Annotated in this window: 11 protein-coding genes; 8 read left to right on the top strand and 3 right to left on the bottom strand. The window is 63.1% G+C overall.

The genetic code is table 11. The features are described 5' to 3' along the window. Positions 1 to 15: 15 nt before the first annotated feature. Positions 16 to 498: a sigma-70 family RNA polymerase sigma factor gene (locus C6Y56_RS09435; RefSeq protein ID WP_169429621.1), complete on the bottom strand. Its 483-nt coding sequence runs from the start codon at positions 496 to 498 to the stop codon at positions 16 to 18. Positions 499 to 832: 334 nt separating this feature from the next. On the opposite strand from C6Y56_RS09435, the gene C6Y56_RS09430 reads away from it, so the two are divergent. From C6Y56_RS09430 to C6Y56_RS09420, 3 genes are read left to right on the top strand one after another with little or no spacing between them, the layout of a single operon-like run. Continuing rightward, positions 833 to 2005, top strand: coding sequence for an efflux RND transporter periplasmic adaptor subunit (locus C6Y56_RS09430; protein ID WP_169429620.1), 1173 nt, complete (start codon positions 833 to 835; stop codon positions 2003 to 2005). Continuing rightward, positions 2006 to 3979, top strand: coding sequence for a MacB family efflux pump subunit (locus tag C6Y56_RS09425; RefSeq protein WP_169429619.1), 1974 nt, complete (start codon positions 2006 to 2008; stop codon positions 3977 to 3979). Positions 3980 to 3986: 7 nt separating this feature from the next. Continuing rightward, positions 3987 to 5381, top strand: coding sequence for an efflux transporter outer membrane subunit (locus C6Y56_RS09420; protein WP_169429618.1), 1395 nt, complete (start codon positions 3987 to 3989; stop codon positions 5379 to 5381). 59 nt (positions 5382 to 5440) lie between these two features. Here C6Y56_RS09420 and C6Y56_RS09415 read toward each other — a convergent pair whose 3' ends face one another. Next, positions 5441 to 7060 carry a PvdJ/PvdD/PvdP-like protein gene (locus tag C6Y56_RS09415; protein WP_169429617.1) on the bottom strand — a complete coding sequence of 540 codons (1620 nt, stop codon included), beginning with the start codon at positions 7058 to 7060 and terminating at the stop codon, positions 5441 to 5443. Positions 7061 to 7234: 174 nt separating this feature from the next. Here C6Y56_RS09415 and pvdM point away from each other — a divergent pair, with 174 nt between their 5' ends. The 5 genes from pvdM to C6Y56_RS09390 all read left to right on the top strand — a co-directional run bounded on the left by pvdM (position 7235) and on the right by C6Y56_RS09390 (position 15196). Beyond that, positions 7235 to 8605: a pyoverdine-tailoring dipeptidase-like protein PvdM gene (gene pvdM, locus C6Y56_RS09410; RefSeq protein ID WP_169429616.1), complete on the top strand. Its 1371-nt coding sequence runs from the start codon at positions 7235 to 7237 to the stop codon at positions 8603 to 8605. Next, positions 8602 to 9882, top strand: a complete 1281-nt coding sequence (locus tag C6Y56_RS09405) for an aminotransferase class V-fold PLP-dependent enzyme (RefSeq protein ID WP_169429615.1) — start codon at positions 8602 to 8604, stop codon at positions 9880 to 9882. Before pvdM ends, C6Y56_RS09405 begins: the two co-directional genes overlap by 4 nt. A 32-nt stretch (positions 9883 to 9914) precedes the next feature. Next, positions 9915 to 10823 (top strand): formylglycine-generating enzyme family protein, encoded by a 909-nt coding sequence (locus tag C6Y56_RS09400; protein ID WP_169429614.1) that lies wholly within the window; start codon positions 9915 to 9917, stop codon positions 10821 to 10823. A 147-nt stretch (positions 10824 to 10970) separates the two neighbouring features. Continuing rightward, entirely contained in the window at positions 10971 to 12620 is a 1650-nt protein-coding gene (locus tag C6Y56_RS09395; RefSeq protein WP_169429613.1) for a cyclic peptide export ABC transporter, read from the top strand. A gap of 116 nt (positions 12621 to 12736) precedes the next feature. Further along, positions 12737 to 15196: a TonB-dependent siderophore receptor gene (locus C6Y56_RS09390; RefSeq protein ID WP_169429612.1), complete on the top strand. Its 2460-nt coding sequence runs from the start codon at positions 12737 to 12739 to the stop codon at positions 15194 to 15196. Between the two features lie 119 nt (positions 15197 to 15315). On the opposite strand, the gene C6Y56_RS09385 is transcribed toward C6Y56_RS09390, so the two are convergent. Further along, entirely contained in the window at positions 15316 to 16275 is a 960-nt protein-coding gene (locus C6Y56_RS09385) for an alpha/beta hydrolase (protein WP_169429611.1), read from the bottom strand. Positions 16276 to 16299 lie beyond the last annotated feature (24 nt).

The raw sequence follows: 16299 nt of genomic DNA, 5'->3' as shown, positions 1-16299 counted from the left end.
TTTAACGACGACGGCTCAATGGGCATCCCATTGTTTGATTCGCAGGCGGCAATGCTTCATGGCGTTGACGATGTGCTTTTCCACCAGCGCCTTGGAAATGCCAAGGCGTTCGGCGATCTCGGGGTGCGACAGGCCCTCGATCTTGCGCAGCAGAAAACTTTCGCGACACAGCGGCGCAAGCTCGGCCAGTGCACGCTGCATCATGTCCAGGCGCTGGCCATGGTCGAGGGTGCTGTGGGGGGACGGGGTGAAAAAACGCTCCTCGCTGTCGAGCACTTCCAGGGATTCGACCTGACGCAGGGCGTTGCGCCGATGGTCGTCGATCACCAGATTCAGCGCGGTGCGATAAAGGAAGGCCCGGGGTTGTTCGATGGGCGTGTCGCTGGAACGCTCCAGCACCCGCACATAAGCGTCATGCACCACATCTTCGGCCACCTGTCGGTTGCCGAGCCTGGCGTTCAGGAAACACACCAGCTCACGATAGTAGTTTTCCAACATGACTCCCGGCCGCTTGAGTGCGGGTTCTGTCCTTGAGCACACCGTTCTGCTGAGCCGCACGAGGCAGTAGCAAGATAGTGGCAACTTGAGGTGCGTAATTTATAGTAATTCTCATATAGATTTAAAGTAGTGTTTGTCGTTGCCCGACAAATTGTGTCCGGCTATACCTTCAGATTGCTGTAACAACCTGTGTCGCCGCTTAAATTCCGTTCCGCTTTCATCGTTAACAGGACAGCTCCCCGTGTCTGCCGCGCCCTGCGGCAGCGTTCAACGGTGCCCGATCCTGTGCATGCGTGCTGAACGACGGGCCGATTTCCACTGGCCGGAACCCTGCATGAAACGTCCCCGCCCCGCCCGACGCGCCCTGCTCGCAGCCCTTTGTCTGATCCCCGTCGCGGCCTACGCCGCCTGGCAGATCCTGCCGCCCGGCCGGGACAAATTCGCCACGGTGCAAGTGACCCGTGGCGATATCGAAAGCAGCGTCACCGCACTCGGCACCCTGCAACCTCGGCGTTATGTGGACGTCGGCGCTCAGGCGTCGGGGCAGATCCAGAAGATCCACGTGGAAGTCGGCGATGTGGTCAAGGAAGGCCAACTGTTGGTGGAGATCGACCCCTCGACCCAGAAAGCCAAACTCGACGCCGGACGTTTTTCCATCGAAAACCTCAAGGCCCAGTTGCAGGAACAGAAGGCACAGCACGAACTGGCACAGCAGAAATACCAGCGCCAGCAGCATCTCGCCGCCGGTGGTGCCACCCGTGAGGAGGATGTGCAGACCGCCCGCGCCGAACTGAAAGCCACCCAGGCGCGCATCGACATGTTCCAGGCGCAGATCCGTCAGGCCGAAGCCAGCCTGCGCAGCGATCAGGCCGAACTCGGCTACACCCGCATTTATGCGCCGATGGCCGGCACCGTGGTTGCTCTCGATGCGCGCGAAGGCCAGACCCTCAACGCGCAACAGCAGACACCGCTGATCCTGCGCATCGCCAAGCTGTCGCCGATGACCGTGTGGGCGGAGGTTTCCGAAGCCGACATCGGCCACGTCAAACCGGGCATGACCGCCTACTTCACCACCCTCAGTGGCGGCCACCGGCGCTGGAGCAGCACCGTGCGGCAAATTCTGCCAGTGCCGCCCAAGCCGCTGGACCAGACCAGCCAGGGCGGCGGCAGTCCCGCCAGTTCCAGCAAAAGTGGCAGCGCCCGGGTGGTGCTGTACACCGTGCTGCTGGATGTCGACAACTCCGACAATGCCTTGATGGCGGAAATGACCACCCAGGTGTTCTTCGTCGCCAGTCAGGCAAAAGACGTCCTCACCGCACCGGTCGCCGCCCTGCAAGGCACTGCCACGGCAAACCGGCAGACCGCCCAGGTGATCGCCGCCAATGGCGAGATTCAGTTTCGCGAAGTGCACACCGGCATCAGCGATCGCTTGAAAGTCCAGGTACTGGAAGGCTTGAGTGAAGGCGATCACCTGTTGGTCGGCCCGGCCGATGGCAGCGGAGGCTGAATGCAGACGCCCCTGATCGACCTGCAGGACATCCGCAAATCCTACGGCGGCGGCGACGCACCTGAAGTGCATGTGTTGCGCGGGATCGACCTGTCGATCCACGCCGGAGAATTCGTGGCGATTGTCGGCGCGTCCGGCTCCGGCAAATCGACCCTGATGAACATCCTCGGCTGCCTCGACCGCCCCACTTGCGGCGAATACCGCTTTGCCGGGGAAGACGTCGCCGGCCTCGACACCGATGAACTGGCCTGGCTGCGCCGCGAAGCCTTTGGATTCGTGTTCCAGGGTTATCACCTGATTCCGTCCGGTTCAGCCCAGGAAAACGTCGAGATGCCAGCAATCTATGCCGGCACACCCGCCGCCGAACGCCACGCCCGCGCCGCCGCCCTGCTCGACCGCCTCGGGCTGGCCTCGCGCACCGGCAACCGCCCACACCAGTTGTCCGGCGGTCAGCAACAACGGGTGTCGATTGCCCGGGCGTTGATGAACGGCGGCCACATCATTCTTGCCGACGAACCCACTGGCGCCCTCGACAGCCACAGCGGCAAAGAGGTCATGGCACTGCTCGACGAACTGGCGAGTCAGGGCCACGTGGTCATCCTGATCACCCACGACCGCGAAGTGGCAGCCCGGGCCAAGCGCATCATCGAGATCCGCGACGGCCTGATCATCAGCGACAGCGCCCGGGACAATCCCGAAGCCCAGACCACGGCCCGCCCCGGCGCCTTGCAAGCCGTCGACCTGCGCAAGCGCCTGAGCGAAGGCGCGCAAGCCTCAGGCGCCTGGAAAGGCGAGCTGGTGGACGCCCTGCATGCCGCCTGGCGGGTGATGTGGATCAACCGCTTCCGCACGGCGCTGACCCTGCTCGGGATCATCATCGGCGTAGCCTCGGTGGTGGTCATGCTTGGCGTCGGCGAAGGCAGCAAGCGCCAGGTCATGGCACAGATGGGCGCGTTCGGCTCGAACATCATTTACCTCAGCGGCTCGGCACCCAACCCGCGCACGCCACCGGGCATCGTCACCCTCGATGACGTGGCGGCGCTGGCCAGCCTGCCGCAGGTCAAGCGGATCATGCCGGTGAACGGCGCCGAGGCCGGCGTGCGTTTCGGCAACGTCGACCACCTGAGCTACGTCGGCGGCAATGACACCAACTTCCCGGCGATCTTCAACTGGCCGGTGGTCGAAGGCAGTTACTTCACCGACGCTGACGAACGCAACGCCAGCGCCGTGGCGGTGATCGGCAAGAAGGTCCGGGACAAACTGCTCAAGGATGTGCCGAACCCCATCGGCCAGTACATCCTGATCGAGAACGTGCCCTTCCAGGTAGTCGGTGTGCTTCAGGAAAAAGGCGCGAGTTCCGGCGATCAGGACAGCGATGACCGCATCGCCATCCCCTACTCCGCCGCCAGCGTCCGGCTGTTCGGCACGCGCAATCCGGAATACGTGGCCATTGCCGCGGCCGATGCGCGCAAGGTCAAGGAAACCGAACACGCCATCGAACAATTGATGCTGCGCCTGCACAACGGCAAGAAGGATTTCGAGCTGACCAACAACGCCGCGATGATCCAGGCCGAGGCGCGCACGCAAAACACCCTGTCGCTGATGCTCGGTTCGATTGCTGCCATTTCGCTGCTGGTGGGCGGGATCGGCGTGATGAACATCATGCTCATGACCGTGCGCGAACGCACCCGCGAGATCGGCATCCGCATGGCCACCGGCGCCCGGCAACGGGACATCCTGCGCCAGTTCCTCACCGAAGCGGTGATGCTCTCGGTGGTCGGCGGGATCGCCGGGATCGCCCTGGCGCTGATCGTCGGCGGCGTGCTGATGCTCAGCGAAGTCGCCGTGGCGTTTTCCTTGATGGCGGTGTTCGGCGCCTTCGGCTGCGCCCTCGTGACCGGTGTTGTCTTCGGCTTCATGCCTGCCCGCAAAGCCGCCCGGCTCGACCCGGTCACGGCCCTTACCAGTGAATGATCGCTCTATGAAACCGCGCCTCAGCCTGTTGACCGTGTGCCTGTTGCTCAGCGCCTGCGGCAGTCCCGCCCAGCGTCCCGACAGCGGCTTGCAACCGCCCACGACCTGGCAATCTCCCCACGGTGCCAGCGTCGCCCGCATCGATCCGCACTGGTGGAAACAGTTCGGCAGTCCCGAGCTCGACCGCCTGATCGAACAGGCCCGCCTCGGCAACTTCGACCTCGCGGCCGCCGTCGCCCGGGTGCGCCAGGCCCAGGCCGGCACGGTGATCGCCGGCGGCTCGCAGTTGCCGGAAATCAAGGCCGGGGCCAACGCCAATCGACAGAAACTGCTGCGCGGCAATGGCTACTCCCAGCTCGACGCGGACAGCAGCAACAAGGCTGTGGATTATTTCGATGCCAACCTGAGCGCGTCCTACGAAATCGACTTCTGGGGCGGCAAACGCGCCTCCCGCGACAGCGCGCAGTTTGCCCTGCAAGCCAGCGAGTTCGACCGGGCGACTGTGGAACTGACCTTGCTCGGCAGCGTGGCCAATACCTATGCGCAAGCCTTGTCGCTGCGTGAGCAAAGTCGCATCGCCGAACTGAACCTGACCAACGCGCAGAACGTGCTGAAACTGGTGCAGACCCGCTACGACTCAGGCTCGGCCACCGCGCTGGAACTGGCCCAGCAGAAAAGTCTGGTGGCCGCGCAACAACGGCAACTGCCGCTGGTGCAACAACAGGCCCGTGACGCCTTGATCAGCCTCGCCGCCCTGCTCGGCCGGTCGGTGCAGGAGCTGCAGACCGGCGCCGAACCGTTCGAGCGCCTGCAATGGCCGACCATCGCCGCCGGCGTGCCCAGTGACCTGCTCAGCCGTCGCCCGGACATCGCCCGCGCCGAAGCGCAACTGGCGGCGGCCGAAGCCGACGTCAAAGTCGCCCGCGCCGCCATGCTGCCGACCGTCACCCTCACCGCCCAACTGGGCTCCGGGGCCAACCAGTTCGACGACATGATTCGCAGCCCCTTCTACAACCTCACCGCCGGGCTGGTCGCACCGATCTTCAACAACGGTCGCCTGAGCGCCGAGCGCGACAAGGCCACCGCACGCCAGGAAGAACTGCTGGAAACCTATCGCGGGGCGATCATCAACGGTTTCGCCGACGTCGAAAAAGCCCTCAACGGGATTCGCGGGCTCGATGAACAGCGGCAATGGCAAAGTGAAGAACTGAATCAGGCGCAGACGGCGTTCGATATCGCCCAGCGCCGCTATCAGGCCGGCGCCGAGGATTGGCTGACGGTGCTGGAAACCCAGCGCACGCTGTACGCGGCGCAGGATCTGAATGTGCAACTGCGCCTGTCGCGCCTGCAGGCGAGCGTGGCGTTGTACAAGGCACTGGGTGGAGGCTGGCGGACGCCCTGACGGCGTCGCCTTCGCATTGCATTCGCGGGCGAGCCCGCGAATGCGCGACAACACAGTCCTCAGAACGGACTGTTCTTCGCCGTCAGATGACGCGCATACCACGGCCGTTTCGGCACTCGCCGGAACAGGCTCTCGAGCTTCTTTTCGTCCTCGCCGAAGGTGATGCGCAGCGCCAGCTTCATTGTTTCCGGGTCCATCTCCACCGACTTGCCGACCTGCAAACCCGGCACCGTGCTGCAACCGTGAGTGGTCGGACCGAGCCATGGATCCGCCACTTCGACCCAGCGGCCCGGGGCAAACCATTTCACACCGTTGACCTCGAGTCGCGTGACCTGGCCCGGATGGAAACGCTCGTGAGCGAGGAACCAGTCCTCCACCCGGTCATCGATCCAGCCATGGAACGCCCAGAACACCGGGTTCACATGAGACGAAAACGGGTCGCCGAGAAAGTCGTTTTCCGGGGCGAACCAGCGTGCGGCGAAGTCATCCAGATCCCGGGCAAACGGCACCGGTTGACCGTTGGAGGGATCGCGCGGCACCGAGGCCCAGCGCATGTGCAGCCAGTCGTGCAGGCCCAGCTCCACCTCGGAGCCGAACTGGCCCAGAGTCAGCTTCGACAGATATTGCGGATCGCGGTACTGCGACTCCCAGACCTCAAAGTTGCTCTGGTAGGTCTCGGCGGTCTTGATGTCGCTGACCCATTGCGCGTACTCGTCGTCGCCTTCGGCCAGCCAGGTCGGCGGCAGCGAGGTGCCGTCGTGGTTATCGAAGTAACGGGCGAACCCGACACGGTCGCGAATCAGTTCCGGCTGCGGCAACGGGAAGAACTGCCAGGACGGCAGATCCTGCATCGAACGCGCCGTGCCGAGCATGTGTCGGTGCATGAAGAAGAAGTCGATGCCCGAACCGTTGCGATCCTTGCGCGGACCACGGGCATCACGTTCCAGGTCGCGTGGGCCGGGCTGCCAGCCGAGGCCGCGCAAGGCATTGCGCTTGTCTTCCGACAAGGTGTGCCACTTGTCCCGCGTCGCATGCCAGACCTGGTGAAACAGCCGGTGCTCGGGCGACACCAGCCACGCCAGCAACGTCGGGTTCAACGGCGTACGCTGCCGCGCTTCCGGGAACAGGCACTTGACCGCAACGAAACGGTGATCCTGGGCCGGCAGGGCCAGCGAGCGGTCGAGACGTTGCACCGTGCCGCTGAGGGTGCCGCTGCCGGCATTGCCGAAATCGGCCCAGACCTCATCCAGAATCATGTTCAATTCGTAGTCCACACTGCCGTCGGCACCCAACAGTCGCCAACTCAGTTTTGATGCCTCGGCCCCGGCCAGATCGCCGAGAATCCGGTAACGGGGGGTGTCGGCAGAGCGCAGACGCTCCGGCGTGTCGAGAAAGCCACACACGCCCCGGCCTTTCTGGCCGATGTCGATGAATACTTCCAGGCCCTGGGTCGGCAAGCCGTCCAGGCCGGCATCCCGGCCCGTGAAGTGGATCGTCCAGACCCCGCGCAACGCGTTCGCCAGACGTTGCCCGGCCACGTCGGCGACATCGAAAGACGCCTCGCCGGGCGTGATCGTCGGGTCGGGCTTCGTCCATTCACGATGCCCGAAATAAGCTGCAGGTACGGCAGCGCCGGTCAACGCCAGGCCTGCCATGAACCATCGTCGAGAAATCCTCATTGCCCTACCTGTGTTCAGCCCTGAAGCAGGCTTTATCCAAGCTAGAACGTTTGCTGACCGAACAAATTTAAGCGCCATCAGGGCGGACTAATTTTCTGCCGCGCCCGCTCGTTCTTCCCAGATAGCAAAGGCCTCTGCGCCTGTACCTCGACGGCGAACCTGACTGAGATGGCAATGACAAAACCACGTTCGAAAAAGGCTCTATTCATCGGCCTGCCGCTGGCCCTGGCGATCAGCGCCGGTGCCGGTTTCGCGGTCTGGGATATCGGGTTCAAGGACAATCCGGGCTACCCGGTCAAAATCATGCAGCAAGCCGAAGAACTGCACGAGCACATGCTCTCGTTCGACAGCCACATCACCATCACCCAGAACTTCGGCACCACCGGCAACGAGATCGACAAGGACGGCAGCGAGCAGTTCGACCTGGTCAAGGCCAATCGCGGACGATTGTCCGGCGCGGCGCTGACGATTTTCGGCTGGCCGGAAATCTGGAACGGCCCGAACGCCCCGCACAAGCCCACCGCCGGTTTTGTCGAAGAGGCGCGCAACCAGCAGGAGATCCGCTACAAGATCCTGTCCGGCATGGTCCGCGACTTCCCCAACCAGGTCGGCATCGCCTATACCGCCAACGATTTCCGGCGCCTGCACGGCGAAGGCAAGTTCGCGATCTTCATCAGCATGCTCAACGCCTACCCGCTAGGCCATGACCTGAGCCAGCTGGACCTGTGGACGGCACGCGGCATGCGCATGTTCGGCTTCAGCTACATCGGCAACAACGACTGGGCCGACTCGTCGCGCCCGCTGCCGTTCTTCAATGACTCGCCGGACGCCCTCGACGGTCTTTCCGATATCGGCAAGCAAGCGGTCAAGCGCCTGAATGACCTGGGCGTGATCATCGACGTCTCGCAAATGTCGACCAAGGCTCTGGAGCAAGTCGCACAACTGAGCCGTACGCCGCTGGTGGCCTCGCACTCGGCACCGCGGGCCATGGTCGATATCCCGCGCAACCTCAGCGACAAGGAAATGCAGCTGATCAAAAACAGCGGCGGCGTGGTGCAGATCGTCGGCTTCTCGCAGTACCTGCGACCGCTGACCCAAGGCACTCAGGACAAGCTCAATGAGCTGCGCAAGCGCTTCGACCTGCCGCCGCTGCCGAACCTGGCCGTGGCTCTGATGCCAGGCGATCCGATCATCTCCGCCTGGTCCGAACAGAAGTTCGGCGAGTATGCCGGCCAGCTCTACGCGATCCTCGAAGAAGAGCCCAAAGCCAGCCTCAAGGACCTGGGCGACGCCATCGATTACACCGTGCGCAAGATCGGCATCGACCACGTCGGCATCAGCTCGGACTTCAACGAAGGTGGCGGCGTCAAAGGCTGGGAGAACGTCGGCGAGATCCGCAACGTCACCGCTGAACTGCTGTCGCGCGGCTATTCCGAAGCGGACATCGCCAAGCTCTGGGGCGGCAATTTCCTGCGGGTCTGGGATCAGGTCGAGAAATCCGCCAGACCGGCGATCGCTTCGAACCGGGAAGTCGCCAGGCCATGAGCAACCGTCGTGACTTTCTGAAGCAGGCCGGGCTTCTCGCCGCGGCCTTGCCGCTGGGCGCGAGCCTGCCGAACATCGCCAGTGCTTCGACCGCCGCCGCGCTGCCACGCAACAAGTGGGCGCAGTTGCAGCAGTTGTTCGATCAGGATCCGGCCTGGCTGCACTTTTCCAACTTCCTCGTCACCAGCCACCCGCGCCCGGTGCGCGAAGCAATCGAGATGCACCGCGCCGCCCTCGACAAAAACCCGGGGCTGGCGATGGACTGGGACCACGGCGTCACCGAAAAACGGGAAGAGGACGTGCGCGCCTGGGCCGGCAAATACGTGCAGGCCGATGCCCGGCAGATTGCCCTGACCGGCAGCACCACCGAAGGGCTGGCGATGATTTACGGCGGTGTCCAGGTACGCGCCGATCAGGAAATCCTCACCACCGAACACGAACACTACGCGACCCACACCATCCTCGAACTGCGCACCCAGCGTGACGGCACCAAGGTGCGCAAGATCCGTCTGTTCAACGATCCGTACCCGATCAGCAAGCAAGAGCTGCTGGCGAATATCGACCGCAGCATCCGCCCGCAGACCCGCGTGCTCGGCATGTGCTGGGTGCATTCGGGCAGCGGCGTGAAACTGCCGCTGGCCGACATCGGTGCGCTGGTCGACAAACACAACCGTGGCCGCAGCGAAGCCGACCGCATCGTGTATGTCGTCGACGGCGTGCACGGTTTCGGTGTGGAAGACGTGAACTTCCCGGCGATGAACTGCGATTTCTTCATCGCCGGCACCCACAAATGGATGTTCGGCCCCCGCGGCACCGGGATCGTGGTCAGCCGCACGGCGGACGTGAAATACGTCACACCGATCATCCCGACCTTTTCCGAGGCCGAACACTTCTCCACCACCATGACGCCGGGCGGCTACCACTCGTTCGAGCATCGCTGGGCGCTGACCGAGGCGTTCAAGTTGCACCTGCAACTGGGCAAGGCCGACGTGCAGGCGCGCATTCATGAGCTCAACAGCTACCTGAAAAAACGCCTGTTGCAGCGTCCACAGATCGAACTGGTCACGCCGTTGAGCCCGGAATTTTCCGCCGGGTTCACCTTCTTCCGGGTCAAGGGCAAGGACTGCGACAAGATCGCCGCGCACCTGATGGCCAACAAGGTGGTAGCCGATGCCGTGGAGCGCGATGTCGGCCCGGTGATCCGCACTGCACCGGGCCTGCTCAACGACGAGGCCCAGATCGATCGCCTGCTGGCCGTACTGGATCAGGCGCTGTGAGCCGAACCTTTTTCCTTTTGACGAGACTCGAAATGAACAGTGAACTGCCTCGTTCTGCCCTGAAAACCCTGCCGGCGCTGATGTTCGCCGCCCTCGCCGCCAGCCTGCTGCCGAACGCTGTGCAGGCCGCCACCCCGCCAGCACCGGGCAAAGTGTTCAAGGACTGCAAGGACTGCCCGGAAATGGTCGTGCTGCCCACCGGCACGTTCACCATGGGCACGCCGGAAGACGAAGTCGGCCGTGAGCCCGACGAAGGCCCGATGCACCCGGTAACGTTCGCCAAACCGCTGGCGATCAGCCGCTTCCAGGTACTCAAGGGCGAATGGTTCGCCTACCTCAAGGACACCGGCTACCCAATGCCCGACGGCGATGATCGCCCGGGGCGCGCATGCAAGGCCGGGGTTCCGGACTACGCCGGCAGCGACCCGCGCAAGCAGTACACCGACAGGCACCCGGCGGTGTGCATGGACTTCGCCGAGGCCAACGCCTACGTGGCCTGGCTGTCGAAAAAAACCGGCAAGCCATATCGACTGGTCAGTGAATCCCTGCGTGAATACGCCGCCCGCGGCGGCACCACTGGCCCGTTCCCCTTCCCGTTCGATGAGGGCAAGGAATACAGCATCGCCAAACATGCCAACACCTACGGCGCAGCCGACGGCTACAACTTCACCGCGCCGGCCGGCAGCTTCCCGCCCAACGCCTTCGGTGTGTACGACATGCACGGCAACGTCTACGAATGGACCGCCGATTGCTACAACGACAACTACGAAGGCGCTCCGAGCGATGGCAGCGCCTGGCTGACCGGCAAATGCGAATTCAAGCGCATCCGCGGCAACGACTGGGGCGAAGCGCCGGTGTTCTCGCGCTCCGGCAACCGCAATGCGCTGGTGCCGACCGAGCGCGGCGACTGGATCGGTTTCCGGGTCGCGCGGGATCTGTAACGCCCCGTCGCCACGCTAAATTAACCCTCCCGCCAGTCGTTCTAAAGATGGCGCGATCCATTGCGACGCGCCACTGCCCTCTACGTCACCCAGGCGACGCCCGCAGCCGATGCCGGCCTTCGCCGCTCTTTCACGCAGGGAACCTCCATGAGCAAACCAACACGCGGGGTGATCAATGAATTGTTCGCCCTGCTCAAACCCTTTCGGCTGATCGTTGCCGGGTCGATCCTGCTCGGCATGGTCGGCGGCCTGAGCGTCACGGCGCTGCTGGCGACGATCAACACCGCACTGCACTCCGAAGCCGGCCTGACCAGCAACGTGGTCGCGGTGTTCGCCGGGCTGTGCCTGCTGGCCCTGGCCAGTTCGATCTTTTCCGACATCGGCACCAACTTCGTCGGCCAGCACATCATCGCCAGGCTGCGCAAAGAGCTGGGCGAAAAAGTGTTGTCGGCACCCATCGAGCAGATCGAGCGCTACCGCAGTCATCGGCTGATCCCGGTGCTGACCCACGACGTCGACACCATCAGCGACTTTGCTTTCGCCTTCTCGCCGCTGGCCATTTCCATGACCGTCACCCTCGGCTGCATGGGTTACCTGGCGATGCTGTCGTGGCCGATGTTCCTGATGATGGTGGTGGCGGTCCTGATCGGCACAATCATCCAGTACATCGCTCAGGGCCGTGGCATGCAGGGTTTCATGAAAGCCCGCGACCATGAAGACGACCTGCAAAAGCACTACAACGCGATTGCCGAAGGCGCCAAGGAACTGCGCATCCACCGTCCGCGTCGCCACCGCATGTTCGTTTCGGGCATCCAGACCACCGCCGACCAGATCTGCGACACCCAGGTGCGCTCGGTGAACATCTATGTGGTCGCCAAGACCCTCGGCTCGATGTTGTTCTTTGTGGTGATCGGCCTGGCGCTGGCCCTGCAATCGCTGTGGCCGAGCGCCGACAAAGCGGTGATGAGCGGCTTCGTGCTGGTGCTGCTGTACATGAAAGGTCCGCTGGAACATGTCATGGCGGCTTTGCCGATTGTGGGCCGCGCGCAGATCGCGTTCCGGCGGATCGCCGAGTTGTCCGAGCAATTCTCCTCACCCGAGCCGCACTTGCTGCTCAGCGATCAGGGCAATAAAAAAACACCCGTGCACAGCCTGGAACTGGCCGATGTCTCGTACAGCTTCCCGACCGTGGAAGGCGCTGCGCCGTTCCGTCTGGGCCCGGTGAACCTGAAGATCGATCAGGGCGACATCATTTTCATCGTCGGTGAAAACGGCTGCGGCAAGACCACCCTGATCAAACTGCTGCTGGGCCTGTATGCGCCACAGCAGGGTGAAATCCGCCTCAACGACCAGGTCGTGACCGCCCTCACCCGCGACGACTATCGCCAGTTGTTTACCACGATCTTCGCCGACTATTACCTGTTCGATGACGTGGTGCAGGGCGACACGCCTATTCCGAGAGACGCCAACCAATACCTCGAGCGCCTGGAAATCGCGCACAAGGTCAGCGTGCGCGACGGTGCATTCACCACCACCGATCTGTCGACCGGCCAGCGCAAGCGTCTGGCGTTGATCAATGCGTGGCTGGAAGAGCGTCCGGTGCTGGTGTTCGACGAATGGGCCGCCGACCAGGACCCGACGTTCCGGCGGATTTTCTACACCGAACTGCTGCCGGACCTGAAGCGTCTGGGCAAGACCATCATCGTCATTTCCCACGACGATCGTTACTTCGACGTCGCCGACCAACTGGTGCGCATGAACGCCGGCAAAGTGGTCACCGAGCTGCAACCCGCCTGATTGTGAAAAATCTGTAAAAAAGTGCGTTGAGCCTTTCCGGTTTTCGGAGGGCTCAACGTCTTACTAACAGTTAATAGAAATAGTTCTCAGTCAACACTTTGAAGAGTAGAAGAACAATGCCCGCACCGCACGGACTCCACCCGCTCGCCAAGGCTCTGCTGATCCGCCGCTCCTTGCGCACCACCCTTCCAGCCCTTTGCGCCATGGCATTGACCCTGCCGGTGATCGGTCAGGCGCAGGCCGCAGCGGTGACGATCAATATTGCGGCACAGTCGCTGGGGAGCGCGCTGCAGGAATTCGGCCGCCAGACCAATCTACAAGTGCTGTACAGCCCGGACGACGTCAGCGGCCTGCGCAGCACCGCTGTCAGTGGCAACCTGGAGCCGACCGCCGCCATCGCGCAATTGCTTCAGGGCACCGACATCGCCTACAGCGTGCAGGGCAACAATGTTTCCTTGCGTGCCCGCAGCAGCGGCGCGAGCCTTGACCTGGCGCCGACCAGCATCACCGCCGCCCAGGAGTCAGCGTGGGGCCCGGTTGACGGCATTGTTGCAAAACGCAGCGCCACCGGCTCCAAGACCGATACCGCGCTGAAGGAAATCCCGCAGACCATCAACGTCGTCACGCAAGACGAAATCAAGATGCGCGGTTCGCAGTCGGTCACCGAAGCCCTGCGCTACACCGCGGGCATGACCGGCGGCGGCTTCTCCGACCGGGTGAAGATCTTCGACGAACCGACCTCCCGGGGTTTCTCGCCAACGCCGCTGTACCTCGACGGCCTGCACCTGCCTTACGGCGGCGGCAGCACCGGCGGCTCGTTGCAGATCGACCCATACAGCCTGGAGCGCATCGAAGTGCTCAAGGGCCCGGCGTCGGTGCTCTACGGCCAGAACCAGCCAGGCGGCATCGTCAACATGGTCGGCAAGCGTCCGACGGCCACGCCTCTGCACGAAGTGATCATTGGTGGCGGCAGCTATGACCGCAAATACGGCGCCTTCGACCTCGGCGGCCCGCTCGACGATCAGGGTGAGTTTCTCTATCGCCTGACCGGTGTGGTCAACGACAGCAACTCGCAGATCGACTACGCCGACCAGAAACGCATGATGCTCGCGCCCAGCCTGACCTGGCTGCCGAACGACCGCACCAGCATCACCCTGTACGGCCAGTACCAGAAAGACCACGACACCCCGGAAGCCCAGGGCCTGCCGGCCAACGGCACCGTGTACCGCACCGCCAACGGTCGCATCAGCCGCAGCCTGTTCCTCGGCGAGCCGAATGTGAACAAGTACGACCGCGAGCAGTTCGTGCTCGGTTACGAGATTTCCCACGAACTCAACGACGTCTGGACCCTCAAGCAGAACGCCCGTTACGCGCAACTCAACGACCGTTACATCGCGCCGCTGCACGGCTACTCCTTCGAACCGAATCCGGTCACCGGCGCCGACGACGAACGTCGCCAGACCCGCTTCGGTGTGGACTGGGCCCAGGACAACAAGGTCTACGGCATCGATAACATCGCCCAGGCCAAGTTCAAGACCGGCGAGCTGGATCACACCCTGCTGCTGGGTGTCGACTACTACCAGTACAATTCCAAGTTCCTCGGCCGTTATGACCGTCAGGGCCCGGCCATCGACCTGTACAACCCGGTCTACGGCAGCCAGTTCAACTTCCGCCAGCCTTACCGTTGGGACAACACGGTCAAGCAGACCGGCCTGTACACCCAGGACCAGATGCGCTGGAACCAGTGGTTCCTGACCGTCGGCGGTCGCTACGACTTCGCCGAAACCATCAACAAGGAACCGCTGGGCGGCAACCGCTCGAACATCAAGGACGAGAAGTTCACCGGTCGTGCAGGCCTTGGCTACGAGTTCGAAAACGGCCTGACACCGTACGTGAGCTACGCCGAATCGTTCCTGCCACAGACCGGTGCCGACATGAACGGCCGTCCGTTCGAGCCGACCGAGGGCAAACAGTACGAAGTCGGCGTCAAGTACGAGCCAGGCTTCGTCGACGGTTTCATCCAGCTGTCGGCCTATCAGATCGATCAGAGCAACATGCTGACCAACGACCTGAACAACCCGGGCTTCAGCAGCCAGAGCGGTTCGGTGCGTTCGCGCGGCGTGGAACTGGAAGGCAAGGTCAACGTGACCCAGAACCTGCGTGTGCTGGCCTCGGTGTCGCGCAACCAGATCAAGTGGCGCAGCGTCAACGACGGTCGCGAAGGTCGCACCCTGGCCATGAGCCCACCACTGACCGCGTCGGCGTGGATCAACTACGACTTCGACCAGTCGACTTCGCTGGCCGGTCTGGGCATGGGCCTGGGCACACGCTACGTGCGCAGCAGCTATGGCTCGGACTACGAGGAAGACTCCTTCCAGATCCCGTCCTACACCGTGTATGACGCCATGATTTCCTACGACCTGGAAAAATCGCCACTGCACGTCAAAGGCGTGAAAGTGAAGATGAACCTGGAAAACCTCGCCGACAAAAAGTACGTCGCCAGCTGCAACAGCACCCTGGACTGCTACTACGGCGAAGGCCGGACCATGACCGCCGACGTGACCTACAACTGGTAACACGTTCAGCACCCGACAAGACGCCGGCATTTGCCGGCGTTTTGCTGCCTGCCCTTTTTTCCCCGGGCAATAGAAAAGGGCCGCAGACAGCGACCCTTTCAGTCCCTCGATCACCTCTGTCACCGTGCTGCAAACACCTCCAGCAGCCGCTCGGCAATGTGCTGCTGCGCCTCTTCGGCCTCATCGATGATCGCACCCATGCGCATGAAGTCATGGGTCATGCCCTCGTACACTTTCAACTCGACCTCGACACCCGCTGCCTGCAAATGCCGGGCATACGCCACGCCTTCGTCGTGCAGTGGATCGCACTCGGCCAACACCAGCAGTGTTGGCGCCACACCGGCTGAGACCTCCCCCAGCAACGGCGAGAAACGCGGATCGAGACGGTCACCCGCCTCACGCTGATAGTGGTTGTAGAACCAGTTCAGCGATGCCTTCTCCAGCAGATAACCCTCGGCGTAACGCTCGATGGAGGACGTGCTGCGGCTGGCGTCGGTGACCGGGTAGATCAGCACCTGCAAACGCGGCTGCACCGGGGCGCCCACCAATTGTGCGGCGAGCACGGTGGCCAGGCTGCCGCCGACGCTGTCACCGGCAATCGCCAGGCGCGTGCTGTCCAGCCCCAGATCCTGAGCATTTGCCACCAGCCAGTTCCAGGCGTCCTGTGCATCGTTGGCGGCGGTCGGAAAACGGAATTCCGGCGCCCGTCGATAAGCCACCGACAGCACCACGCAATCGGCCATCGACGCCAGCGCCCGGCACAGTGAGTCATGGGAATCGAGGCTGCCGACCACATAACCGCCACCATGGAAATACAACAGCGCCGGACGTCCGGCCCCGGCTTTCAAGGGCTGATGGCTGTAGACCCGCGCCTCCAGCAGCGAGCCGTCACGCACCGGCAGTTGCAGTTCATCGACCAGCGCAAGGTCTTCGCCGCCGGCGTCCATCAGCAGCGACGACTGATCGAACTGTTCACGGGCCTGTTCCGGGCTCAGCTCATGCATGCCCACGCGTTTGCCGCTGGCCCGGCCGTTGCCGACCAATTGCAGAAATGCGGCGATATCAGGATTCAACGACATTCAATTCTCCAGACCACTCGGGCG

The organism is Pseudomonas fluorescens (assembly GCF_012974785.1).
GTDB lineage: Bacteria > Pseudomonadota > Gammaproteobacteria > Pseudomonadales > Pseudomonadaceae > Aquipseudomonas > Aquipseudomonas fluorescens_BT.
Note: the sequence above shows the minus strand (reverse complement) of the source record. Positions and strands in the feature narration are given on the sequence as shown.

Coding starts and splice junctions, on each gene's coding strand:
- C6Y56_RS09435 (WP_169429621.1), bottom strand. CDS start 498: ATGTTGGAAAACTACTATCGTGAGCTGGTGTGTTTCCTGAACGCCAGG.
- C6Y56_RS09425 (WP_169429619.1), top strand. CDS start 2,006: ATGCAGACGCCCCTGATCGACCTGCAGGACATCCGCAAATCCTACGGC.
- C6Y56_RS09405 (WP_169429615.1), top strand. CDS start 8,602: ATGAGCAACCGTCGTGACTTTCTGAAGCAGGCCGGGCTTCTCGCCGCG.
- C6Y56_RS09420 (WP_169429618.1), top strand. CDS start 3,987: ATGAAACCGCGCCTCAGCCTGTTGACCGTGTGCCTGTTGCTCAGCGCC.
- C6Y56_RS09390 (WP_169429612.1), top strand. CDS start 12,737: ATGCCCGCACCGCACGGACTCCACCCGCTCGCCAAGGCTCTGCTGATC.
- C6Y56_RS09400 (WP_169429614.1), top strand. CDS start 9,915: ATGAACAGTGAACTGCCTCGTTCTGCCCTGAAAACCCTGCCGGCGCTG.
- C6Y56_RS09415 (WP_169429617.1), bottom strand. CDS start 7,060: ATGAGGATTTCTCGACGATGGTTCATGGCAGGCCTGGCGTTGACCGGC.
- C6Y56_RS09395 (WP_169429613.1), top strand. CDS start 10,971: ATGAGCAAACCAACACGCGGGGTGATCAATGAATTGTTCGCCCTGCTC.
- C6Y56_RS09430 (WP_169429620.1), top strand. CDS start 833: ATGAAACGTCCCCGCCCCGCCCGACGCGCCCTGCTCGCAGCCCTTTGT.
- pvdM (WP_169429616.1), top strand. CDS start 7,235: ATGACAAAACCACGTTCGAAAAAGGCTCTATTCATCGGCCTGCCGCTG.
- C6Y56_RS09385 (WP_169429611.1), bottom strand. CDS start 16,275: ATGTCGTTGAATCCTGATATCGCCGCATTTCTGCAATTGGTCGGCAAC.